This window comes from Mesorhizobium sp. M0768 (assembly GCF_040320195.1).
In the GTDB taxonomy this organism is placed as follows: domain Bacteria; phylum Pseudomonadota; class Alphaproteobacteria; order Rhizobiales; family Rhizobiaceae; genus Mesorhizobium.
This window is the reverse complement of record NZ_JAMYPD010000005.1, coordinates 145617-168069: the sequence shown is the minus strand read 5'-3', so window position 1 is coordinate 168069 and position 22453 is coordinate 145617. Positions and strand designations below refer to the sequence as shown.

23 protein-coding genes are annotated in these 22453 nt (G+C 63.0%); 11 read left to right on the top strand and 12 right to left on the bottom strand.

Annotated features, from left to right (window positions below; all coding sequences use genetic code 11):
* Window positions 1–3 precede the first annotated feature (3 nt).
* The gene (locus NKI08_RS09590; RefSeq protein WP_023674063.1) at window positions 4–669 is read right to left on the bottom strand and encodes a tetratricopeptide repeat protein; all 666 of its coding nucleotides are present in this window, start codon (window positions 667–669) and stop codon (window positions 4–6) included.
* A 204-nt stretch (window positions 670–873) separates the two neighbouring features.
* Here NKI08_RS09590 and NKI08_RS09585 point away from each other — a divergent pair, with 204 nt between their 5' ends.
* Window positions 874–1875, top strand: coding sequence for a polysaccharide deacetylase family protein (locus NKI08_RS09585; protein WP_352768783.1), 1002 nt, complete (start codon window positions 874–876; stop codon window positions 1873–1875).
* 13 nt (window positions 1876–1888) lie between these two features.
* Here the strand turns inward: NKI08_RS09585 and sbmA are convergent, their stop codons facing one another.
* The 3 genes from sbmA to NKI08_RS09570 form a co-directional block, all read right to left on the bottom strand.
* Window positions 1889–3166, bottom strand: a complete 1278-nt coding sequence (gene sbmA / locus NKI08_RS09580; protein WP_352768620.1) for a peptide antibiotic transporter SbmA — start codon at window positions 3164–3166, stop codon at window positions 1889–1891.
* Window positions 3167–3281: 115 nt separating this feature from the next.
* On the bottom strand, window positions 3282–4436 hold the full coding sequence (locus NKI08_RS09575; RefSeq protein WP_352681102.1) for a YbfB/YjiJ family MFS transporter: 1155 nt from the start codon (window positions 4434–4436) through the stop codon (window positions 3282–3284).
* A gap of 113 nt (window positions 4437–4549) precedes the next feature.
* Window positions 4550–4759, bottom strand: a complete 210-nt coding sequence (locus NKI08_RS09570) for a hypothetical protein (RefSeq protein ID WP_352681100.1) — start codon at window positions 4757–4759, stop codon at window positions 4550–4552.
* 97 nt (window positions 4760–4856) lie between these two features.
* On the opposite strand from NKI08_RS09570, the gene NKI08_RS09565 reads away from it, so the two are divergent.
* The 3 genes from NKI08_RS09565 (at window position 4857) to NKI08_RS09555 (ending at window position 7532) form a co-directional block, all read left to right on the top strand.
* On the top strand, window positions 4857–5771 hold the full coding sequence (locus tag NKI08_RS09565; protein ID WP_352681098.1) for a LysR substrate-binding domain-containing protein: 915 nt from the start codon (window positions 4857–4859) through the stop codon (window positions 5769–5771).
* A gap of 81 nt (window positions 5772–5852) precedes the next feature.
* Entirely contained in the window at window positions 5853–7109 is a 1257-nt protein-coding gene (locus NKI08_RS09560; protein WP_352540132.1) for an aminopeptidase, read from the top strand.
* 57 nt (window positions 7110–7166) lie between these two features.
* Window positions 7167–7532, top strand: coding sequence for a DUF488 domain-containing protein (locus NKI08_RS09555; RefSeq protein WP_352540133.1), 366 nt, complete (start codon window positions 7167–7169; stop codon window positions 7530–7532).
* 156 nt (window positions 7533–7688) lie between these two features.
* Here the strand turns inward: NKI08_RS09555 and NKI08_RS09550 are convergent, their stop codons facing one another.
* From NKI08_RS09550 to NKI08_RS09515, 8 genes are all read right to left on the bottom strand, one after another.
* Window positions 7689–8042 carry an ArsC family reductase gene (locus NKI08_RS09550; RefSeq protein ID WP_352502008.1) on the bottom strand — a complete coding sequence of 118 codons (354 nt, stop codon included), beginning with the start codon at window positions 8040–8042 and terminating at the stop codon, window positions 7689–7691.
* Window positions 8043–8339: 297 nt separating this feature from the next.
* On the bottom strand, window positions 8340–9767 hold the full coding sequence (locus NKI08_RS09545) for an aldehyde dehydrogenase family protein (RefSeq protein WP_352768614.1): 1428 nt from the start codon (window positions 9765–9767) through the stop codon (window positions 8340–8342).
* A gap of 34 nt (window positions 9768–9801) precedes the next feature.
* A complete protein-coding gene (locus NKI08_RS09540) occupies window positions 9802–10887 on the bottom strand; it encodes an ABC transporter ATP-binding protein (protein WP_352768611.1) in 1086 nt (361 codons plus the stop codon).
* Window positions 10877–11485 (bottom strand): cupin domain-containing protein, encoded by a 609-nt coding sequence (locus NKI08_RS09535; RefSeq protein ID WP_352768609.1) that lies wholly within the window; start codon window positions 11483–11485, stop codon window positions 10877–10879. The genes NKI08_RS09540 and NKI08_RS09535 overlap by 11 nt, the downstream gene beginning before the upstream one ends.
* A gap of 180 nt (window positions 11486–11665) precedes the next feature.
* A complete protein-coding gene (locus tag NKI08_RS09530) occupies window positions 11666–12742 on the bottom strand; it encodes an ABC transporter substrate-binding protein (RefSeq protein WP_352768607.1) in 1077 nt (358 codons plus the stop codon).
* Complete coding sequence (locus tag NKI08_RS09525; protein WP_352681091.1) at window positions 12727–13605, bottom strand: ABC transporter permease; 879 nt, start codon at window positions 13603–13605, stop codon at window positions 12727–12729. Before NKI08_RS09525 ends, NKI08_RS09530 begins: the two co-directional genes overlap by 16 nt.
* Entirely contained in the window at window positions 13602–14489 is an 888-nt protein-coding gene (locus NKI08_RS09520) for an ABC transporter permease (protein WP_352681089.1), read from the bottom strand. Before NKI08_RS09520 ends, NKI08_RS09525 begins: the two co-directional genes overlap by 4 nt.
* 84 nt (window positions 14490–14573) lie before the next feature.
* On the bottom strand, window positions 14574–15857 hold the full coding sequence (locus NKI08_RS09515) for an NAD(P)/FAD-dependent oxidoreductase (protein ID WP_352814696.1): 1284 nt from the start codon (window positions 15855–15857) through the stop codon (window positions 14574–14576).
* Between NKI08_RS09515 and NKI08_RS09510 the strand changes: the two genes are divergently transcribed.
* The 7 genes from NKI08_RS09510 (at window position 15742) to NKI08_RS09480 (ending at window position 22270) form a co-directional block, all read left to right on the top strand.
* The gene (locus NKI08_RS09510; protein ID WP_352768600.1) at window positions 15742–16086 is read left to right on the top strand and encodes a hypothetical protein; all 345 of its coding nucleotides are present in this window, start codon (window positions 15742–15744) and stop codon (window positions 16084–16086) included. The genes NKI08_RS09515 and NKI08_RS09510 overlap by 116 nt on opposite strands.
* A complete protein-coding gene (locus NKI08_RS09505) occupies window positions 16083–17240 on the top strand; it encodes a fumarylacetoacetate hydrolase family protein (protein WP_352452558.1) in 1158 nt (385 codons plus the stop codon). The genes NKI08_RS09510 and NKI08_RS09505 overlap by 4 nt, the downstream gene beginning before the upstream one ends.
* 78 nt (window positions 17241–17318) lie before the next feature.
* A complete protein-coding gene (locus NKI08_RS09500) occupies window positions 17319–18113 on the top strand; it encodes an SDR family oxidoreductase (protein ID WP_352681085.1) in 795 nt (264 codons plus the stop codon).
* Between the two features lie 250 nt (window positions 18114–18363).
* The gene (locus NKI08_RS09495) at window positions 18364–19296 is read left to right on the top strand and encodes a substrate-binding domain-containing protein (RefSeq protein WP_352473388.1); all 933 of its coding nucleotides are present in this window, start codon (window positions 18364–18366) and stop codon (window positions 19294–19296) included.
* Between the two features lie 107 nt (window positions 19297–19403).
* The gene (locus NKI08_RS09490; protein ID WP_352579431.1) at window positions 19404–20390 is read left to right on the top strand and encodes an ABC transporter permease; all 987 of its coding nucleotides are present in this window, start codon (window positions 19404–19406) and stop codon (window positions 20388–20390) included.
* 3 nt (window positions 20391–20393) lie between these two features.
* On the top strand, window positions 20394–21188 hold the full coding sequence (locus tag NKI08_RS09485) for an ATP-binding cassette domain-containing protein (RefSeq protein WP_023674040.1): 795 nt from the start codon (window positions 20394–20396) through the stop codon (window positions 21186–21188).
* A gap of 59 nt (window positions 21189–21247) precedes the next feature.
* A complete protein-coding gene (locus tag NKI08_RS09480) occupies window positions 21248–22270 on the top strand; it encodes a LacI family DNA-binding transcriptional regulator (protein ID WP_352681080.1) in 1023 nt (340 codons plus the stop codon).
* Window positions 22271–22453 lie beyond the last annotated feature (183 nt).

Genomic DNA, 22453 nt, shown 5'->3' with positions numbered 1-22453 from the left:
CTATCACGACACGCCGCCCGAGCCGCGGATCAGCTCGGACATCAATGTCGCCCGCTCGCGCGTGTTGCGCGGGGCGCCGTCATCCGCGGCGATCTGGTCGAACAGCTTCAATGCATCCGCCGCCTTGCCTTCCTTCCAGGCGGCAAGGCCAAGCGCCTCGCGCGCCGTATGGCGCAGCGTGTTGGTGTCGGCGGTGAGCGCCTCGACGCGGCTGGAGACATCGGCGAAAGAGCCGTGGTCGACCAGAAGCAGCGCTGCCCTGAGACGCGCCATGTCGCGAATGCCGGAGGGGATCTTGGTATCGGCGGCGACCTCGTCGAAATCCTTGACGGCGGCGTCGACGTCGCCCTTGTCCGCCTTGACGGTTGCCGCGCGCATGCGGGCGAGCAGCGGATAGGCGCCGTAGCCGTCCTTCTCCAACGCCTCCAGAGCGGCAAGCGCCTCGTCGTTCTTCCCGTCATTGGCAAGCTTGAGCGCCTGCGAGAAGGCATCGCCGGAGCGGTTGGCGCGGGTCTCGTCCCAATAGCGGTAGCCAACGACAGCGGCAGTGCCGAGCACCACCAGCACGGCCAGCACAAGCAAGGCGGGACCGAAACGGTCCCACAGCGCATGCGCCTGGTCGCGACGAATCTCTTCGTTGACTTCGCGGATAAAACTGTCGTCCGACATGGATCAAAACCATTCATGCCCCGGCCGGGGCGGTTGATGAGCCCGCGTTTTAGCGAAATTTTGCCGGCATGGAAGGGGTTCGGCAGGAAAATCGCCTATTCACGAGGCAGTCGCCGCCAACGGCGGCCGACAGGTCGATCGTACCCGTGCCATATTTCACCGGTAGGCGTCGCTTCTACATTCCCTAAATCAAGTCAGATGCCTTTGCCCCATTTGTCCCGCGTTATTGCGTTTTCCATTGCCGTGTTTGCTGCCGGCGCGGCTTTTGCCGACCCGCCGGCGCCGCCCGCAAAACCGAAGCAGATCGTCATTATCTCATTCGACAGCGCCCGCGACATTTCGCAGTGGCAGCGCAGCCGGGCGCTGGCCGCACGCACGGGTGCGCATTTCACCTATTTCGTCTCCTGCGTGTTCCTGCTGTCGCCCGAGACACGCAAGGAATACACCGCGCCCGGCAAGACAGAAGGCAAATCGAACATCGGCTTTGCCGCCTCCAAACAGGAAGTCGCCGAGCGGCTCGAGCAGATCAACCTCGCCGCCTCGGAAGGCCACGACATCGGCAGCCATGGCTGCGGTCATTTCGACGGCAAGGACTGGAGCAAGGCCGACTGGCTGAGCGAATTTGGCGCCTTCAGGCATGTTCTCGAAAACGCCTATTCGATCAACGGCATTGCTGCTGAACCGAAGGGCTGGCGCGATTTTGCCCGTAAGTCGGTGGTCGGCTTCCGCGCGCCTTATCTGTCGGCAAACAAGGCGCTTTACGAGGCGCTGCCCGCGGCCGGCTTCCTGCTCGACGCAAGCGGCGTCTCGCGTGGGCCGGTTGAGCCACCGACCGTCAACGGCATCACGCGCTTTTCGCTACCGCAGATCCCGGAAGGGCCGAGCTCAAGGCGGGTGATCGCCATGGATTACAATCTCTATGTCAGGCATTCCGGCGGCTTCGAGCGGCCGAGCATGGCGGAAGAGTTCGCTGACCGGACCTATAACGCGTTCCGCGCCGCCTTCGATGCGCAATATCAGGGCAAGCGCATTCCGCTTGAGCTCGGCTTCCACTTCACGCTGATGAATGACGGCGCCTACTGGAACGCGCTGGAACGCTTTGCCGGCGAGGTCTGCATCAAAGCGGACGTCGAGTGCATCAGTTTTCGCGATTATGTTTCGCATGCGCGCGAGCCTCAGGACGCAGTGCAAAACGTAGGCGGCTGACCGTCGACGTCGATCACGTCGCTGGCTGATCCTCCGGCGGGACTCCAGCCTGCTCGCGCTCCAGATACTCTTTATCTATCTCCGGAAGCGGCGCTCCCTCCAGAGTGGCCTCGAAAGCACGCAGACGCTTGTAGATCGAGATCAACTCGACGATCGTCGGCCAAGCATTTACCAAATACTGGAATGACGAACTGACCTGGCTGAATGCAGTCGAGACCTGCTGCCATATGCCCAGCGTGATTGTTCCCGCGGCAATAGTGGGAATGAGTATGAGACTTGAAAAGATGGCGTCAGCTTGCTGAAAACCAGATCGTACGACATTGAAATAGGCATAGTGAAAGTAGAGGGTGAAGTAGTTTCTCCGGACGTGAGAGAAGAGCTGTGCAGCCGTTGGAGGGCTGGCTCGCGCTGCATCGTCTTCACCATAGACCAATTCCTTGCGGTAGGCGGCCTCGACCCTTTGGTTCTTGAACTCCAGCCCCGGCAACTTAATGCCCGCGAACATGAGCAGCACCGTTCCAAAGATCGACCAGGTTACCGCGGCGACCACCAGCGAGTAGGGAATTTCGCCGACGAGAGGGAGAACCCTCACGTGCGTCGAGAGTTGGGCGAGCAAAGGTAAGAATGCTATCAGTGTCATTACGGAGTCGATCAGAGCCACGCCGAGAAGTTCCATGGTCGTGGAGAACCGCATCGTGTCGTCCTGCACGCGCTGCGATGCACCTTCGATGAATCTCAGCCTCTGCCAATAGGCCATGTAATAGTCGTTCATCGCCGTGCGCCAACGAAAGATGTAGTGGCTGACGAAAAACCGCGTCACGACGTACAAGCCCATCCCTGCCGCGCCGATCCAAGCGTAAATCCAAAACATCGAATAGAGATCGCCGGCAGTCACAGAGCCGGGAGTCGTAATCGCTTTCTGGAACAGATCGAAGAAGGGTCCGCGCCAATTATTCAGCGCCACATAAATCTGCACATTGAGATATGTTGAAAACACGATCAGCGCCGAACCCAGGATCGACCAGCTCTGCCAGGGATGGGGAGAGTAAAAGCGCCAGAAGGCGTAGAAGGCTCCAATCAGAAATCCGAAATAGATGTAGAACCAGATGAACGGCTTGGTCCAGAAGATCGGCATTCCAAGGACTGGAGGAACATTGGCCGGTGCCGGCGGCAGCCCAAAAACAGCGCCTAGCTGCTCGCCGCCAAAAAACCAGAACAAGATTCCAGCCAGCGTCCACAGAACCAGCGACGTGAAGAACAATTTCGGCTGTGGAAAGAAGGATACAAACACTGTGGGGAAATCCTCGGTCGATGCGCAAATCAGCGGGGTTCAGCGGGCATAAAGTCACACATTAGTGGGAAAGAAAATGCCCGTGCCCGATGCCCGCAACCGAGCAAGACCATAATCATGGCGATTTTGGCGCAGCCGACCAGGCGATCGCGCCGGAAGCGAGCAGGACGGCGGCGGCCACGATCGAGGCAAGGAAAAAGTTGCCCGAGGCCTGCGCAAGCAGCCCGGCGACGATCGGGCCGATGATCTGGCCGAGGCCGAAGGCGGCCGTCATCACCGCCAGCATCCGGCGTGGTGCTTGCGGAGCAAGCTGCCTGCCGGCCTGCAGGCCAAGCGCGGTGATGGCTATGAAGGTGCCGCCGACAAGAAGGCCGCCGAGCAGCGGCCCGGTGCGCCCGCCCATGACGACACTGGCGCTGACGCCGACCACCTCGACCAGGCACCCCAGGGCATAGGTGGCATAGAGCCCGATCCTGGCCGTAAGCTTCTGCCACAGCCAGACCGAGGGGGAACCGGCAAGGCCGGTGACCATCCAGACCACGGCCTCGAAGACGCGGCCGCCGCCGCCCTGGCGGACGATGGCGACCAGGAACGTTGCCGTGACGATGTAGCCGAAGCCGAACAGGCCGTAGGCGACGATGATCTTCACCAGCGACCGGTGCTTCGGCAAGGCCGGCTCGCTCCCGGTGGTGCTGTTCGCGGCCGAGGTGCCGCCGGCCAGCAAGGCGACGGCGGCAAAGCCGCAGGCAGAAATCACCGCCGACCACAGCCAGCCCGCCGCCCAGCCCGCATGTTCGGTGACGAGGAGCGCCAATAGCGCCGAGGACGCCGCGATGCCGAGGCCGACACCGCCGAAATACAGCGCCTGCAGGTCGTTTCGACCGGCCGCGGCGAGATGACCGAAAACGATGCTGGTCATGAAGACCAGGACAAAGGCGCTTGCAACGCCGGCAAGAAAGCGGATGAGGAGAAAGCCGGGCATGGTACCGGTCAGGCCCATCAGGCCGGCGAGGATCGCGGTGGCGGCAAGGCCGGCCAGCATCAGCTGGCGCTCGCGGCCTTGCGCCCAGCCGCCGGTGGCGGCAAGCGCGCCGACGAGGTAGCCGAGATAATTGGCCGATGCGATCCAGCCGGCATCGGCCGGCGACAGGCCGAGCTCTTCCATCATGCCGGGCAGGATCGGCGTATAGACGAAACGGCCGATGCCCATGGCGACGGCCAGGGCGATCATGCCGGCGATTGCCAGGCGCAAGGGCGAAGCGATGTTCATCGCGGTGCACCATAGGTGCGCCTGCCGGCGAGACAATCCGCCTTTTATTGGGCCAGAAGGGCTGCGCAGCCGCGTCGGCGGCCGGCTCACCTGAAGTGCCAGCAAGTCCTTGTTCAGCCGCAGCAGGTCCTTGGCGGGGCCGTCTCGAAGCGGGTACGACGCGCGGTCAGCCTGAACGGTATGTCGGCGAGTTCGCGCTCCGACATGGTGTCGAGCACCGGATGCGACAGCGGATCGGTCACCCAATTGATGGCCTCGCTGTCATGCCGGTGCGGCTGCGTTCCGATCGGGGAAAAGGCGCCGAGCCATGATAAGATCTTCATCGGATTTGCCTCCTCACTCTGCGTAACCCACTTAGAATCCGCCGTTCGTTAGCGTCTGGCAATTGAGATTTCCGCCGCTCCAGTTTAGAAAAACTGTATGGCTACTCTGAACCGCGTCCATCTCAACGGCTTGCGCGCCGTGGAAACCGTTGCCCGCCTGGGCTCGCTTGCGGCGGCGGCCGGCGAGCTCAACGTCTCGGTCAGCGCCGTCAGCCAGCAGATCAACCGGACAGAAAAGCAGCTCGGCCGGGCGCTGTTCGAACGAACGCCAGCTGGCCTGGTGGCGACCGAATTCGGCACCGTCTTTAGCGCCCGGCTCAGCGCAGGCTTCCGCGAACTCGCACAGGCGGTGGCGCTTGCCGACGAAAGCTCGGAGTGCACGCTCGTGGTTTCGGTGGCGCCGGCTTTCGCCTCGAAATGGCTGCTGCCGCGGCTGTCGCGGCATTTTGCCCGCCATCCGAACGTGCTCCTGCGCATCGATGCCTCGGTGCGGCTTGCCGATCTCGATCGTTCGGACATCGACGTCGCCATCCGGCTCGGCGACGGCAAATGGCCGGGCGGGCGGGCCGAATTGCTGCTGGCGCAGGAGGTGTTTCCGGTCTGCGCACCGGTGATCGCCAGCAAGCTGAAATCGATCGAGGACCTTGCTTTGACCTGTGCGATCACGGACGAAAGGTCGATGATCAGTTGGGAGAGCTGGTTCGAAGCGGCCGGAGTGGAGCCGGTCACCTTCATGAACGGCGCGCGCTTCACCGATCCGATGCTGTGCCTGGAATCGGCGATTGCCGGTCACGGCGTCATGCTCGGCTGGCATTTGCTGGCCGCCGACGCACTGGCCGACGGACGTCTCGTCGCGCCGTTCGGCATACGCGCCCAGAGCGGCCTCGGCTATTGGCTGGTGACTTCGGCCAGCAAGGGCGAAAGCCGCAAGGTCAGGGATTTCAAGACCTGGATCCGCGAAGAGATCGAGGCGACGATGGCGCAGTTCAGGTCGCTCGAGAGCGCCAGCTAGACCTGCCGGCGTCATCAGAGTGGAAAGGTCGGCAGCGCCGGTCTATGTAAGAAACAGTCCCCAATCACGGCAGGCAGGATCATGACCACACATTCGCGCGGCGTTTCCGCAAGCATCGACCCGGTGAAGCTCGACAGGCTGGCGGAGGTCGCCGTCAAGGTCGGGCTGCAATTGCAGCCGGGGCAGGATCTGGTGCTGACCTCGTCTATCGCCGCGCTGCCTCTGACGCGGCGGATCATCGAGCACGCCTACAAGGCAGGCGCGGGCCTGGTGACGCCGATCTTCAACGACGATGAGATCACTCTCGCGCGCTTCCGCTACGGCGCCGACGCCGGTTTCGACCGCGCCGCCGGCTGGCTCTACGAAGGCATGGCAAAAGCCTTCGCCAACAATGCGGCTAGGCTCGCCGTGCGCGGCGAGGATCCGTCGCTGCTTTCGGCGCAGGACCCGGCAAAGGTGGCGCGTGCCAACAAGGCGAATTCGATGGCCTACAAGCCGGCGCTGGAGAAGATCACCGGCTTCGACATCAACTGGAACATCGTCGCCTATCCCGATCAGGCCTGGGCCAAGCAGGTATTCCCGGACGACGCTGACGACGTCGCCGTGGCCAAGCTCGCCGACGCTATCTTTGCCGCCTCGCGGGTGGATGTCGAAGACCCGATCGGCAATTGGACGGCGCACAATGCGGCGTTGAAGAGCCGCACCGAATGGCTGAACGGCCACAATTTCCACGCGCTGCATTTCACCGGCCCCGGCACCGACCTGACCGTCGGGCTGGCCGACGGCCACGAGTGGATGGGCGGCGCCTCGACCGCCAAGAACGGCATCACCTGCAACCCCAACATCCCGACCGAAGAGGTTTTCACCACGCCGCATGCAAGGCGAGTCGAAGGCCATGTCACCAGCACCAAGCCGCTGTCCTATCAGGGTACCCTGATCGACGGCATTGCGGTGCGTTTCGAGGCGGGCCGCATTGTCGAGGCCAAGGCCACGAAGGGCGAGGATGTGCTGCAGAAGGTGCTCGACACCGACGAAGGCTCGCGCCGTCTCGGCGAGGTGGCGCTGGTGCCGCATTCCTCGCCGATCGCCAAGAGCGGGCTGCTGTTTTTCAACACGCTGTTCGACGAGAACGCCGCCTGCCACATCGCGCTCGGCCAGTGCTATTCGAAGTGCTTCGTCGACGGCGCCTCGCTCGGCCAGGACGAGATCGCGGCGCGCGGCGGCAACAAGAGTTTCATCCACATCGACTGGATGATCGGCTCGGACAAGATCGACATAGACGGCGTCCATAAGGACGGCAGCCGCGTGCCGGTGATGCGCAAGGGCGAGTGGGTTTAGGCCCGGGATCTCTAAACGAAGGGCAGCAAGCAGCGGCGCCTGCTGGCCCATGCGGAATTGGCAATGGAGCTCGCGGTAAAGCGCATCTATGAGCCGCCGGCGCCCGATGACGGGCAGCGGGTGCTCGTCGACCGCATATGGCCTCGCGGCGTCCGCAAAGAGGAAGCGGCGCTGACGCTATGGCTAAAGGACATCGCGCCAAGCAATGGGTTGCGCAAATGGTTCGGCCATGAGCCGGCGCGCTGGGCGGAGTTCCAGCGGCGATACCGCGATGAGCTCGACCGGAACGGCGAGGCGGTCGGCCAGCTGTGCGCTCTGCTCGACAAAGGCCGGGTGACGCTGCTCTACGGCGCGCATGACAAGAAGCACAATAACGCGGTGGCGCTGGCGAGCTATTTGCGTGGGAAAACCACAAGCGTTTGATACGATCAATATGCAGGCAGGCGGCATGTCGCCGGCTATCGCCAATATCCAAGGTTGCAGTGGTGAGCGGAGCGCCGAAGCTGCCAATCTCCACCCTTGTTGGGGGAGATGTCCGGCAGGACAGAGGGGGACGCGACGGATCATGGCGGGTCGGTCCTATTTCCCACTCACCGCCTGCTGATAAACATCAGGCTTGAAGCCAACGAGAACCCTGTCGCCAAGTTCCAGCACCGGACGCTTGATCATCGTCGGTTTGGCCAGCATAAGCGCCTTGGCCTTGTTCTCGTCCAAGCCCAGTCTGTCCTCGTCCGACAGTTCACGGAACGTTGTGCTCGCCTTGTTGAGCAGGATTTCCCAGCCGACCTTGCCTGACCAGCCGTTCAGCCGATCCGCTTCAAGCCCGTCTGCCCTGTAGTCGTGAAAGCGATAGGCAACATCATGGCTCGCCAGCCAGGAACGCGCCTTCTTGACCGTATCGCAATTGGTAATGCCGTACATGGTGATCGTCAAAACGGATCCTCGGACCGGTCGATTCTAGCGGCACCGTAAAACCGCGCCTCTGACTTTTCCAGCGGCCTCGCCGGCCGTCGGCGATTTTCACGCTTGCCACGAGGAGATGGGCTTTCACGACGGCTGGGGCACGGTGGCGGATCAGTTGGCCGGCTATCTCAAGACGATCTGAGGCGACCCTGCTTCGCACTCACATTGCGGCCACGGAGCCGTCGTGGCCGTTCAACCGAACGCCGGTGCCGAGGCACCAACGCTCGCAACAAACTTGACGGTTGGCGTAATGCCAATGTTGAACGCTCAGGCGCCGTAGCCGATGATGCCCTTGATCTCGAGGAAGTCGTGGATGGCCCAGTCGGCGTATTCGCGGCCGTTGCCGGACTGCTTGTAGCCGCCGAAGGGCGCGAACGTGTCCCATTCCGGATAGTTGATCGAGACCTGCCCGGCGCGTAGCCGGCTGGCAATCTTGCGGGCGTGGTCGATATCCCCGGACTGCACATAGGCAGCCAGGCCATAGACGGTGTCGTTGGCGATCTTCACCGCATCATCATCGTCATCGTAGGAGATGACCGACAGGACCGGCCCGAAAATCTCCTCCTTCTCGATGGTCATGCCAGGCCTGACGTGGCCGAAAACGGTCGGTCGCACATAATAGCCACGGTTGAGGTGTTCCGGCCGGCCGGGGCCGCCGGTGACCAGCGTCGCACCCTCGGCGATACCTGCCTCGATCAACCGCTGGATCTTGTCGAACTGGATGTTGCTGACCACCGGCCCGAGCTTCGTCTCCTCCGAGCGCGGGTCGCCGACCTTGTGCCGTTCGGCGGCCTTCCTGGCGATCGTCAGCGCCTCGTCGTGACGGGCGGCCGGCACCAGCATGCGAGTCGGCGCATCGCAAGACTGGCCGCTATTGCCGAAGCAGGCGTTGACACCCTTGCGCACCGCCGTCTCGAAGTCAGCGTCGGGCAGCACGATGTTGGCCGATTTGCCGCCGAGCTCCTGCGCGACGCGCTTTACCGTCTCGGCCGCCGTCTTGGCGACGATGATGCCGGCCCGGGTCGACCCGGTGAACGAGACCATGTCGACGTCGGGATGGCCAGCCATGACCTGGCCGACATCCGGACCAGTGCCATTCACCATATTGTAGACGCCCTTCGGCGTGCCGGCGGCGTCCATCACCTCGGAAAAGATGATGCCGCTGATCGGCGCGATTTCGGAAGGCTTTAAAACGACGGTGCAGCCGGCGGCGATGGCCGGCGCCACCTTGCAGACTATCTGGTTGAGCGGCCAGTTCCACGGTGTAATCAGCGCGCAGACGCCGATCGGCTCCTTGACCACCATGGTGGTGCCGCGCTTCTCGCTGAATTCGTAATCCTCCAGCGCCTTGATGGTAGCTTCCATGTGCGCCCTGCCCGCCCAGGCCTGCGCCTCGCGCGCCCACCTGATCGGCGCGCCCATTTCCTGGCTGACCGCCTGGGCGATGTCCTCGTAGCGCTCATTGTAGACGTCGAGGATACGCTTCAGCAGCTTCAGGCGCTCGGCCTTGGTCGTTTGCGAAAAGGCCGGGAATGCCGCCTTGGCTGCAGCCACGGCCTTGTCGACATCGGCTTTCGAGCCGACCGAGATTTTGGTGTAGGCCTCTTCAGTGGACGGATCGATCACATCCAGCGTTGCCGGAACCACCGGGCCGACCCATTTGCCGCCGATGAAAAAATTGAGATGATTGCTCATGGGTCGTGCTCCGGTTTTCTGGAAATGAGTGAGACTAGCTAGGCAGCATAGGGCAGTTGGCACCACGGCGCAGGCTGATATGCGCCACGTCGCCGACGCTGAATTGAAAACCCTCTGTCCGGCGCGGCGCGTCGATCACCACCTGTGTCCCCTGCCCCAACTCTGCATGAAGGCGCAAGGTGCGGCCGTGAAAGACGATGCTGTTCACCCGCACCGGTGCAGTACCGGCCGCCGCCTCGGTCGTGGCCAAAAGGTCCTCCGGACGCACGCCAATGGTGCGCACCGTGCCCTCGCCAGGCAGCTCGCCTTTATCCGAAATCGCTTCCAGCGGCAGAGCGCCGGCGATGAACCGCAAGCGCTCGCCGTCACGGCCGACAAAGCGCGACTGCAGAAGATTCATGGTGCCGATGAAGCTGGCGACGAATTTGGTGGCGGGGCGGTCGTAAAGGGTCGCCGGCGGCGCAATCTGCTCTATGCGGCCCTTGTTCATCACGACAATGCGGTCTGAGATCGACAGCGCCTCGGTCTGGTCGTGCGTGACCATGACGAAAGTGGTGCCAAGCCGCGACTGCAGCCGCTTCAGTTCGACCTGCATCTGCTCGCGCAGATGCGCGTCGAGCGCCGACAGCGGCTCGTCGAGCAGCAGCACACGCGGCTCGCAGACGATGGCGCGGGCAAGCGCGACGCGCTGGCGCTGGCCACCCGACAATTCGGACACGCGGGCGCCGAGCTTCTCGGCAAGGCCGACCATGTCGAGCGCTGCGCCGACGCGCTTTACCTGTTCGGCACCGGAGAGCTTGCGCAGCGACAGGCCGAAGCCGACATTTTCGGCAACGTTCATGTGTGGGAACAGCGCGTAGTCCTGGAACACGGTATTGACAGGACGGTCGAAGGGCCTGAGCGCCGTGATGTCGCGGCCTTCGAGCAGGACCTTGCCGTTCGACGGGCTCTCGAATCCGGCGATGACCCGCAGGCTGGTGGTCTTGCCGCAGCCGGACGGTCCGAGCAGGGTCAGGAACTCGCCGCGCGAAATATCGAGATCGACGGCGTCGAGCCCGATGATGCCGCCGGGGAAAATCTTGGAGACCTTGTCCAGCCGGACGAGCGGATCAGGCGCCATCGCGAACCTCGGACGGTTTGGTCGTGTTGACCCACAGGATCTGGCAGCGCTCGCTGCCCGGATTGCGGAAGGCATGCAGCAACGTGCTCTTGAAGGCGAAGCTGTCTCCGGCCTTCAGCCCGTATCTGGTCGAATCGACCACCAGCTCGACCTCGCCCGACAGGACGAAGCCGAATTCATGGCCGGCATGAGCATAGGCTTCGGCGGTGCCGCCACCGGCTTCCACGGTCACCAGCATGCCGGTCAGCGTGGCGGCCGGCGGCGACAGCAGCGCCTTGGCGATGCCTTCCGACTTGACCGGGATCTGACGCCGGCTGTTGGCGCGCACGCAATAAAGATCGTTGCCGACATCATTGCCGTCGGCGATCAGCGCCGACGGCTCTATATCGAGGGCGGCCGCAAGCGGCCAGATCACGCGGACCCGCAATGACGACATGCCGCGCTCGATCTGGCTTAGCGCACCTATCGAGACACCGGCTTTGGCGGCAAGTTCGGCCAGCGAGAGATTGCGCTCCAGCCTGAGCGCCCGCACGCGCCGGCCGACCCTGATGTCGGCGTCGTCCTTCGGCTTCTCAGCCGCTTCGTCCAGCATGTCCATTCGTTCGTCCTTGTTTGGTTAGGTTTTCCCTTCTCCCCTTGTGGGAGAAGGTGGATCGGCGCGAGGCGCCGAGACGGATGAGGGGTGTTGGCCGGAGTGCTGTCGGTGCCATCTGGAACACCCCTCATCCGTCGCCTTCGGCGACACCTTCTCCCGCAAGGGGAGAAGGAAGAACCAGGCTCAGCCGCCTGCCTTGACCTTCTCGAACATCTTGGCGAGTTCGTCATTCTGCTTCATCGGTCCGGTGAAGATCGTGGTCTTCAGCATCACCTCGGGATCGGAAGGCAGCTGCAGTTTCTCCAACTCCTCCTTCGGCACAGCGGCGAAAGCCGAGCTGGTCGAGCTGCCATAGCCGTAGGCCTGGATCAGATACTTTCCGGAATCCGTTTCCAGCCGGCTGTTGATGAAGTCATAGGCTAGGTCGACGTTCTTGGCGTCCTTGAGCATGACGAAACCGCAGGCCCAGGTCAGCATGCCTTCCTTCGGCTTCATGAACTCGACAGGCACGCCCTGCTTCTTCAGCGAGGTGGCCGAGGCGTTCCAGGTCATGGCCGCGACCAGCTGCCCGCTCGCCAGTGCCTGTTCGACCGAGGTCATGTCGGTGGTATAGTTCGAGAGCAGCGGGCGCTGCTCGCGCAGTTTTTCCGCCACCTTGTCCATCTGTTGCGGTGTCATGTCGAATGGATTGACGCCGGCCAGAAGGGCCGCCACCACCGGTGTGTCGTGGACGGCATCGATGGTCGCCATGCGCCCGGCATATTGCTTGTCCCAGAGCAGGTTCCAGCTGGCTTGCGGGTTCTTCACCAGATCGGTGCGGTAGAGGATCGAGGTATTGCCCCAGTCCCACGGCACCATCCAGACCTTGCCGTCGCCGGCCTGCAGGTCGGGCAGGTTCTTGAAGACCGGGAAGATCGAATCCCAGTTCTTGATGCGCTTGGTGTCGATCGGCTGCAGCAGGCCTTCCTTGTTCCAGCGCGCCACCTTGTCATAGCAAGGGTGCGCGACATCGGGGCGGAAGCCGGCCTTGACCTTGGTGAAGGCGTCATCGTCGTCGCCGAACATCGAGGCTTCGACACCATCGGGGTGCGCGGCGAGGAAGCTCTTGTTGAAGTCGGGCAGTTCATAGCCCGACCAGGTGAAATATTGCAGCTTGTCGCCGGCAAAGGCGACAGTCGACGCAAGCGCCAGCGCCAGCGCGAAAGCAGCCAGTCCCGTTTTCGTTGTCTTTGCCGTTATCGATTTCAGGTCGAATGCCATTGCAGTTCTCCTCTTTCGGTTTCTTCTGGTTTTGACAGGCTGGCGGGCGCTGGCCGCCGGGTGGCGGCAAGCCCGCGATGGCGCAGGATTTCGGCGAGTGCGGCGATGACGAACGACACGGCCAGGATCGCCGTGCCGAGCGCCATGACGGTCGGCAGCGATTTCGGGAAGCGCAGCTGGCTCCAGATATAAAGCGGCAGCGTCGGCTCGGTGCCGGCAAGGAAGAAGGCGACGATGAACTCGTCGAACGAGGTCAGGAAGGCCAGCATGAACGCCGAAATAATGGCGGGCAGGCTGAGCGGCAGCATCACCCGTCTGAAGGTCGTCCAGTCCGAGGCGCCGAGGTCGAGCGCTGCCTCACGGACGGTCTTCGGGATGGCGGCGAAGCGGCTGCGCATGACCACCACCGTCGTCGGCAGCGCCACCAATACGTGGCCGAGCACAATGGCAACGCGCGACGGCCCGAAACCGGCGAGATTGACCAGGATCAACAGCGAGATGCCGACGATGACGCCGGGGATCAGGATCGGCAGCCGCGCAATGGCACTGATCGTGGCGGCCAGCGGCGAGCGACCGTAGAGGTCCATATAGGACACGGTGATGCCGCAGAGTGTTGCGCCGGTGGCGGCAATGGCGCCGATGACGAGGCTGGTGGCAAGCGCACCGGACAGCGCCGAATTGCCGACCAGCGTGCCGTACCATTCCAGCGTGAAGCCTTGCAGCGGAAATGCCGCCTGGATCGAATTGTTGAAGGAAAACAGCGGGATCAGCAATATCGGCAGATACAGGAACACCAGATAGGCAAGGACATAGACACCCAGCCAGCCGCCACCCTGCCTTGCATCGATACGCGCCGTGTTCATGTGCGGCTGCCGTATCGCCGGTCGGCGAAGCGCACCACCAGCACCACGGCGAGAATGACCAGCATGACGGCGACGGCGAGTGCGGCGCCGAAGGGCCAGTCATTGGCCTTGCCGAACTCGGCCTGGATCAGTGTGCCGATCATTGTACTGGCAGGGCCGCCGACCAGCGCCGGCGTCACATAATCGCCGACGGTCGGCACGAAGACGACGAGAGCGGCCGCCAGCACGCCCGGCATCGAATTGGGCAGCACGATGCGGCGGAAGCTGGTGAATGGTTTTGCGCCGAGATCGGAAGCGGCCTCGAGCAACGACTTCGGGATGGTGTCCAGCGCCACATAGATGGGCAGGATGGCGAACGGCGCATAAGCGTGGGCGAGCGTGACGACGACCGCTGCCGGCGTATTAAGGAAGGCCAATGTCGGCTCCGACCAGATGCCGCTTTCGATCAGCGCCGAGTTGAGCACGCCATTATAGGCAAGCACGATCTTCCAGGCGAAGACGCGCAGCAGATAGCTGGTCCAGAACGGCAGGGTCAGCAGGAACAGCAGCAGCCCGCGCCGCCGCCCGGCATGGAAAGTCAGATAGTAGGCAACGGGATAGGCGGTGACGACGGTTGCCAGCGTCACCAGGCCGGCGATGCCCAGCGAGCGCAGCGTCACCGTCCAGTACAGCGGATCGGTGGCCACGGTGACGAAATTCGCAAGGGTGAAACCAGCCCCCAGCAGCGAGCCGTCATTGCCGCGAAAGGCGAGAAAGAACACCAGGCCAAGGGCGAAAAGGATCAGCAAGAAGGTGACCAACCCGCCGGGCAGCAGCATGGCGAAGCGAAAACCCGGCGAAGACCGGGTTTCCGGCAGCGACTGCGTTAGGACGATGGTCGACATCGGCTCTCCATCGAAATTTGAAATCGATTAAGCTTTTTTCATGTTTGTGAAATTGTCAAGCTGTTTCATGCTTGGGCATGAACGTCAGCGTTCGAACGCGTCCAGCATCCGGTACCAGGCGATGGTCGCGGCGACGCCGACCTGCCGAAACGCATGAAACGGAATCGGCCGGATCGGCGAGACCGGGAACGGCAATTGCCTGGTGTCGCCGCTCGACAGGTAGGAGGCGATGCGCTCGCCAAGCGCGGTCATCAGGCCGATGCCGCGGCCCTGGCAACCGACGACCGCCAGCAGACCCTTCTCTGGCTCGTGGATATGCGGGAGATGGTCCGGCGTCATTGCCACCCGGCCGAACCACCGCTTTTCAATGGCCACATCGGACAGCGCCGGGTAGAGCCGCAGCAGCGCGCGTTCCAGATGCGCCCAGTCGGCCGGGCCGTTCGGCAAGGCCATGCGGCCGCGTCCGCCGAGCACCAGCCGACCATCGGAACTCTTGCGGTAATAGACGAGGATGCGGCGCGAATCCGACGCTGCCTGCCCTTCCGGCAGGATCGCCGCCGCGAGATTGGACGATAGCGGCGCTGTCGCGATCTGGAAGGAATGCAGCGGGACGATCGTCTCGGCGAGGCCGGGAAGCAGGCCGCCGGTATAGGCGTTGGTCGCCAGGACAATCGCCTTGGCCTTGAGTTCGGCGCCGCTTTCCGTAGAAACATGCCAAATGCCGGCATTCTTGCTGATCTGCATCACGTTCTGGCGCTCGGCGATCTTTACGCCCGCCGCTGCAGCGACGCGCGCCAGTTCCGACGTGTAGGCGAGCGGATCGATGGCACCGGCGCGGCGATCGAGCCAGCCGCCGAGATAGCCTTGCGCGCCGGTCATCGTCGCGATCTCCGTCCCGCTCAGCAGCCGGACATCGGCGCCGCGCGCCCGCCACTGCCGATCCCGGTTCGCCGACGCTTTCAGCGCGGTCTCGGTATGCGCGGCCTGGATCCAGCCATTGCGGACGAACGGCACCGCCAGTCTTTCGTCGCGGATCAATTCGAAGACGGTGTCAGCGGTCGAGGCGGCAAAGTTGACGAGCGCTTCGCCGCGTTCGAGACCAAAATGCTCCAGCAGCCAGTCCGGATCGTATTTCAGGCCGGGAATGACCTGACCGCCGTTCAGGCCGGATGCGCCATTGCCAATTTCGCCGGCCTCCAGCACCTGGACGGCAAGGCCGAACCGGGCAGCGTGCAAGGCTGTCGACAGCCCCATGATACCGCCGCCGACGATAACGACATCGACGCATCGGCCGGCTGGAAAAAGCGACTGGAACGCGGTGGCCGTCCGCGGCTTCTGCCAGATTGGATCGGAAAACCGTACGGGCAAGCGTCACCTGGAGATTTCAGTAGGTGAAAACCCTAGCGACGGTTTCATTATTTTGAAAGAGCGTTTTCCGTCGCCGTTGGCGCACGTCAGGCTCGATCAAGGTCCAGCGATGCGAAGACCGCTTGAAAGAATTGACAAAGCTCGTCCTGCAGGCGGGATAGACCTTTGGCGGGAATTTGTTGAAAGTGCCGCAGCCGAAGGACAAGCCAACAGGAAATGTAAGCCATGACGAACGCCACACATTTGCCCGCCGAAGGCCTGTTCGTGGGCCGCGCCCGGGCGAGCGATGCTTCCCATCCGCTGGTGGTCACGGTGCGTGACGGCACGGTCTTCGACATCACGTCAAATGTGGCACCGACCGTGCGCGACGTTTGCGAATTGCCGGATCCGGCGGGGCACGTCCGCTCGGCCAAGGGGCGGCCGATCGGCCCGCTCGATGCCATTGCCGCCAACAGTTTCGAGACAGCGCGCGATCCGGGGAAACCGTACCTGCTGTCTCCTGTCGACCTGCAGGCGATCAAAGCGTCTGGCGTCACCTTTGTCGTCAGTCTGCTCGAACGGGTGATCGAGGAGCAGGCGCGCGGTTCGGCGGAAAAGGCCGACGCCATTCGCGCCGACATCGCCGGGCTGATCGGCCACGATCTGTCGAAGCTCAAACCCGGCTCGCCGGAAGCGATGGAGATCAAGGCCAAGCTGATAGCGCGCGGCGCCTGGTCGCAATATCTGGAAGTCGGCATCGGCCCCGACGCCGAGATCTTCACCAAGTGCCAGCCGATGGCCTCGGTCGGCTTCGGCGCCGATGTCGGCCTGCATCCGGTTTCGACATGGAACAATCCGGAGCCGGAGATCGCCATGATTGCCGCCAGCAGCGGCAGGATTGTCGGGGCGACGATCGGCAACGACGTCAATCTGCGCGACGTCGAGGGGCGCTCGGCGCTGCTGCTCGGCAAAGCCAAGGACAACAACGCTTCGGCAGCACTTGGCCCCTTTATCCGGCTGTTCGATGAGACATTTTCAATTGGCGACGTAAAACAGGCGATCGTACGCCTGAAAGTCGAGGGCGAGGATGGGTTCTCGCTGGAGGGCGCCAGTTCGATGGCCGAGATCAGCCGCTCGCCGGAAGAGTTGGTCGCCGCCGCCATGGGGCCGCATCATCAATACCCCGACGGGCTGGCGCTTTATCTCGGCACCATGTTCGTGCCGTCGAAGGATCGCGGCGAAACAGGCAAGGGCTTTACCCACAAAGTCGGCGACATCGTCACCATCTCGTCGGAGAAATTCGGCGCCTTGGTCAACCGCGTGCGGCTGTCGCCCGACTGCCCACACTGGACCTACGGCGCCAGCCACCTGATGCGCGACCTCGCCAGGGCCGACCTCATCTAGTCCCGCAGCCTAACATCCGATAGTTTCTAGAATTCTCTGATTGGAAATTACCTGCTCGTCGGCATTCGGGAGAGTCCATTGATCGTCGCTCTTGAGGGCAAGACCCTTGTCGTTACCGGCGGAACGCAAGGGCTTGGCGAGACCATCGCCCGGCTGGCCTCAGCCGACGGCGGCGAAGGGATCGCCATTGTCGGCCGCAATGCCGAGCGTGGCAGACGCATCGCCGAAGAGCTTTCACGACCAAGCCGGCCCGTCGTCTTCATCCAGGCCGATCTTGGAGATCCGGCCGCGCCTGCAGCTGTCATGGCGGAAGCGATCAAAAGACTCGGCCGCATCGATTGTCTGGTGAACGCCGCGGCCCTCACCGACCGGGCCTCGCTGGAAACTGGCACAATCAACGACTGGGACAGGTTATTTTCCGTCAATGCGCGCGCGCCGTTCTTCCTCATGCAGGCGGCCGTAGCCGACATGAAGACACGGCGGGCGGCGGGGGCCATCGTCAACATACTGTCGGTGAATGCGCATTGCGGTACGCCGGACCTTGCCATCTATTCCGCAACCAAGGGCGCGCTTTCGACGCTGACCAGAAACATTGCCAACGCGCATCTTTCCGATCGCATCCGCGTCAACGGCATCAACATGGGCTGGGTCGCGACGCCGGCCGAACAAGAGATGCAGGCGCGCACGCTGGGCAAGGGCGAAAACTGGGCAAAGATTGCCGCCGCCGGCCTGCCGCTTGGTCGATTGCTGACCATGGACGAAGTCGCCCAGCTAACGCTGTTCCTGCTCAGCGACGCCTCCGGGCTGATGACCGGGACGCTTATCGACCTAGAGCAATCCGTGCTCGGCGCGCCGCCGCGCAGCATTGCATGACGGTCGCAAGGCCGATCGTCGCCCGCCTGGAAAATATCAGCCAAACTGATGCAATCTGATGGGATTGCTGATGGCGCGGTGCCTTGCGCCAACGTCCATTGGCAATCGAGGCTTGCCATCGATCGAAAAAGGGAATGCTCTAATGCGCCCAGGTCGACGCTGGCAAATGCGATCACGGCTTTGGCCGCGCACGGTTTTTGGCCGCGATCGTCGTCGGAGGAGGAGTTCGGTTCAAATGGGAGGAAATCAAATGCTGACGAGGCTAAGACTGCTTGTACTTGGCTTGGTGGTGGCCCTGGCCATTCCGGCCGCGGCACAGGCCAAGACGTTCTACTGGATTTCGCATGGCGGCCCGGCCGATCCGGTCTGGACCTACTTCCTTGCCGGCGCCAAGCAATGGGCGGCGGACACCGGCAACACCGTCAACACGTCGTTCCACAATGGCGACGTGGCGTCGCAGCAGGAGGCTGTTCGCGCCGCGATTTCCGCCAAGGCCGACGGCATCACCACGACCAGCCCTGATCCGGGCAGCCTTGTGGAGATCGCCAAGGAAGCGCGGGCGGCGAACATCCCGATCATCAACTTCAACACGCCCGACCCGAAGGCGGACTTCAACGCCTATGTCGGCGGCGACAACGTCACCTTCGGCAAACATTGGGCGCAGTATCTGGTCGACAAGGGCCTTGTGAAGAAGGGCGACTTCGTCTGGATGCCGGTCGAGATTCCCGGCGCCACCTATGGCGTCCAGGAAGAGGAAGGCATCAAGAGCGTGTTCGAGCCGCTCGGCATCACCTACGAAATCACCGAAGCGACGCTCGACCAGGCCGAAGTGATCAACCGCATGGTCGATTACCTCACCGCCAACAGGGCCAAGGTCAAGGCGGTTATCGGTCTCGGCGACCTTGTCACGGGTTCGATCAAGCGGGTGTTCGACCAGGTCGGCGTCAAGCCGGGCGAAATCCCGGTCGTCGGCTGGGGTAACTCGCTCGACACCACCCAGGAAGTGCTGAACGGCTACGTCAATGCCGCGCAGTGGCAGGATCCGCAGGCGACCAGCTACGTCGCGCTGTCGCTCGCCAACATGGCGGCGAGCGGTATTCCGCCCGGCTTCGACGTGATCACCGGCGCGCTCTACGAGAAGGACACCGCGGCAGTCTACGACAAGATCCTGTCTGGCAAATAAATCCGCGATCGAGTTGGTCACGGCCGCTTCGGCGGCCGTGACCTTCTCATCATTCCGCCGAAGCCGGTTGCGGTCGCGGCCAAATCCAATCCTATCGCGGGTCCAAGGTGGAAAATCGTTCTGTTATCCAACGCTCGATCGCGCGGCCCGAGTTCGGGCCGTTTGTGCTGCTCGTCGTCGAGATCGCCGTGTTCTGGGGCATCAACCACGACTTCCTGTCGCCGCAAAACATCTCGAACACGCTGGCCTTCACGGTCGAGCTCGGGCTGATCGCGCTGGCGATGACGCTGTTGATGACATCAGGCGAATTCGATCTCTCGGTCGGCTCGGTGTTCGGCTTCTCGCCGGTCCTGATGTGGACGTTGTTCAACAGCGGCGTCGCCTCGCTGGAAGCCGCTTTCGTCGTTGCGCTGGTGGTCGCTGCGTTCATTGGACTGGTCAATGGCTGGTTCGTGACGCAGCTCAAGATCCCGTCCTTCCTGGTGACGCTGGGCATGCTGCTGGTGGTGCGCGGCACCGCTTTGTTCGTCACCAACGGGTTTCCGCAGCGGACCTGGAGCGCCGAGGGCAGCTGGCTGGCGGAAGCGCTGGTCGGCGATTTCTTCATCGGGCCGTTCCGTATCTACATGTCGCTGTTCTGGTTCATCGCCGCCGCAATCGCGCTCGGTTACGTGCTGACGCAGAGCCGGACAGGCAACTGGATCCAGGCAGCCGGCGGCAACCCGAGTGCTGCAAGGGCGCGCGGCGTCAATGTCAGCGGTGTCAAGATCGGCCTGTTCATCCTGTCGTCGATCCTGGCCTCGCTTGCCGGGGTCATCTCCTCGCTGCGCACCTCGGCGGCCAACCCCAACAGCGGCACCGGCTACGAGCTCGAAGTCATCGCCATGGTGGTGATCGGCGGCACGGCGCTGACAGGCGGGCGCGGCACAATCATCGGCACGGTGCTCGGTATCCTGATCCTGCGCGTGATGCGCAACGGCATCGTGCTGATCGGTGTGCCGGGCCTTGCCTATAATATTTTCATCGGTGCCATCATCCTCGGCATGATGGCGCTCCATTCATGGCTGGAACGCCGGCATCAGGCAGGGACTTGAACCATGGCCGAACCGCTTGTCCGAATGGAAAATATCCGCAAGTCCTATGGCCGCGTGCAGGCGCTGGTTGATGCCAATTTCCATGTCAACGAAAGGGAGATCGTCGGCCTGCTCGGCGACAACGGCGCCGGCAAGTCGACGCTGATCAAGGTGCTGTCGGGCGCGGTCCCGCTGACCAGCGGCGACATCTTCATTCGCGGCAAGAAGGTGAATTTGCGCAGTACCAGCGACGCCATCGCGCATGGCATCGAGACGATCTACCAGGATTCGGCGCTGGTGACGCAGCTGTCGATCGCCCGCAACCTGTTTCTCGGGCGCGAGCCGATCAAGCCGCCGCGCTTCCTCAATCGGATGGACCAGGAGGCAATGAACGTGGTTGCCCGCGACCTGCTCAAGCAGGTCGGCATCTCGAAGAACATCCCGCCGACGACGCCGATCGGCTCGCTCTCCGGTGGCGAGCGGCAGGCGGTGGCGATTGCGCGCGCCATGCATTTCGACAGCGACCTCATCATCCTCGACGAGCCGACCAACAATCTCGGCGTCGCCGAAACGCAAGGCGTGCTGAGCTTCGTGCGCAGCGCCCGCGATTCCGGCCATTCGTGCATCTTCATCGCCCACAACATCCATCATGTCTTCCAGGTGGTCGACCGCATCGTCGTCATGCGCCGCGGCAAGGTGGTCGCCGACGATATTGACCCGAAGAAGACCAGCGTCGCCGAAGTCGAACGCGTCATCACCGGCATGTCGGACAAGGAGATCCATGACGCGCTGGTCGAGGGCACGCAACGGCCCGGCTGAGCAGCCGGGGGTCCGCCTGATCGTCGAGGCACTGGATCGCATCGCCACATGGTTGCGACATGAAAGCCACCGTTTCGGATATTGCCAGGAGCTGCGGCCTGTCGACCGCGACGGTCGACCGCGTGCTCAACAACCGGCCGGGGGCCAGTGCCGCCAACCGGCAGCGCGTGATGGAGGCGGCCAAGCAGCTCGGCTATCTGCCGGTCGTCGACCAGGTCGCGTTGCCATCGCGGCCGGCGCATCTCGAATTCTTCCTGCCGATCGGCAGCAATGCCTTCATGGCCGATCTGGCCAGGCACATCGAGGATTATGCGGCGCGCCTGCCGCTGGTCGCCTCCTGCCGCATCCACAAGCTCGCCGGCATCTCGCCGAGCGCCTTGCAGGCGGCCGTCGAAAACCTCTCGCTCAAGGCGAACGGCGTCGGCGTCATCGCCATCGATCATCCGAGAACGCGCAACATCTTGCGCGAGATCGTCGAGGCCGGCATACGCCTGGTCACGCTGGTGTCCGATGTTCCGGGTGCGCCCCGCTCAGCCTATGTCGGCATCGACAACCGGGTGGCCGGCCGCACCGCGGCGCTGCTGATGGGACGGTTCCTCGGCAGCCGCCAGGGCCATCTGGCGATGGTCGTCGGCTCACGCTCCTACCGCGGCCATGAGGAACGCGAGATGGGCTTTCGCTCCGTGCTCGGCGAGGAGTTCCCCAATCTGACGGTCACAAGCGCCGTTGAGATCAACGATGAGCCGGAGGCCAGTTATACCGCGACCATGAAGGCGCTGCACAGCGAGCCGGAGCTGCTCGGCATCTACTGTATCGGCGCCGGGCGCTCGGGCGTGGCAAAAGCATTGCTCGAAGTCAGGCCGCAGACGAAGCCGGTGTTCATCTGCCATGATCTGACGCGCGAGACGCGCGGCTATCTGGTCGACGATCTGCTCGACGTCGTCATCGACCAGAATGCGCGGCTGATCGCCGAACAGTCGGTCATTCGCCTGCTCGGCTCGATCGCCTCGTCGGCGCCCTATCTGACGCGGAAATTCATCGAGCCGCGCCTGATCTTCAAGGAAAATGTCCCGGTGCAGTGATGTCGCGCGAGGGCGATGGTCGCTCGGGCCTCGATGGTTAAAATTCGGTTGATACCGCAAATCTGCACATCACCTATGCAACTTTTGTGGTTGCCGAATCATTGGGCAATCGATAGTTTCGCAGGTGTCGGCCATCTACTCCTCCCAGATGCGATGCCGACGCTGAGTGCGGCACACCTCCTC

Bases quoted from the DNA above. Each gene is read 5' to 3' on its own strand.
- NKI08_RS09560 (WP_352540132.1), top strand. From the start codon at position 5,853: ATGACCACACATTCGCGCGGCGTTTCCGCAAGCATCGACCCGGTGAAG.
- NKI08_RS09565 (WP_352681098.1), top strand. From the start codon at position 4,857: ATGGCTACTCTGAACCGCGTCCATCTCAACGGCTTGCGCGCCGTGGAA.
- NKI08_RS09495 (WP_352473388.1), top strand. From the start codon at position 18,364: ATGCTGACGAGGCTAAGACTGCTTGTACTTGGCTTGGTGGTGGCCCTG.
- NKI08_RS09535 (WP_352768609.1), bottom strand. From the start codon at position 11,485: ATGGACATGCTGGACGAAGCGGCTGAGAAGCCGAAGGACGACGCCGAC.
- NKI08_RS09510 (WP_352768600.1), top strand. From the start codon at position 15,742: ATGATACCGCCGCCGACGATAACGACATCGACGCATCGGCCGGCTGGA.
- NKI08_RS09540 (WP_352768611.1), bottom strand. From the start codon at position 10,887: ATGGCGCCTGATCCGCTCGTCCGGCTGGACAAGGTCTCCAAGATTTTC.
- NKI08_RS09485 (WP_023674040.1), top strand. From the start codon at position 20,394: ATGGCCGAACCGCTTGTCCGAATGGAAAATATCCGCAAGTCCTATGGC.
- NKI08_RS09590 (WP_023674063.1), bottom strand. From the start codon at position 669: ATGTCGGACGACAGTTTTATCCGCGAAGTCAACGAAGAGATTCGTCGC.
- NKI08_RS09480 (WP_352681080.1), top strand. From the start codon at position 21,248: ATGAAAGCCACCGTTTCGGATATTGCCAGGAGCTGCGGCCTGTCGACC.
- NKI08_RS09525 (WP_352681091.1), bottom strand. From the start codon at position 13,605: ATGAACACGGCGCGTATCGATGCAAGGCAGGGTGGCGGCTGGCTGGGT.
- NKI08_RS09570 (WP_352681100.1), bottom strand. From the start codon at position 4,759: ATGAAGATCTTATCATGGCTCGGCGCCTTTTCCCCGATCGGAACGCAG.
- NKI08_RS09530 (WP_352768607.1), bottom strand. From the start codon at position 12,742: ATGGCATTCGACCTGAAATCGATAACGGCAAAGACAACGAAAACGGGA.
- NKI08_RS09520 (WP_352681089.1), bottom strand. From the start codon at position 14,489: ATGTCGACCATCGTCCTAACGCAGTCGCTGCCGGAAACCCGGTCTTCG.
- NKI08_RS09505 (WP_352452558.1), top strand. From the start codon at position 16,083: ATGACGAACGCCACACATTTGCCCGCCGAAGGCCTGTTCGTGGGCCGC.
- NKI08_RS09545 (WP_352768614.1), bottom strand. From the start codon at position 9,767: ATGAGCAATCATCTCAATTTTTTCATCGGCGGCAAATGGGTCGGCCCG.
- NKI08_RS09575 (WP_352681102.1), bottom strand. From the start codon at position 4,436: ATGAACATCGCTTCGCCCTTGCGCCTGGCAATCGCCGGCATGATCGCC.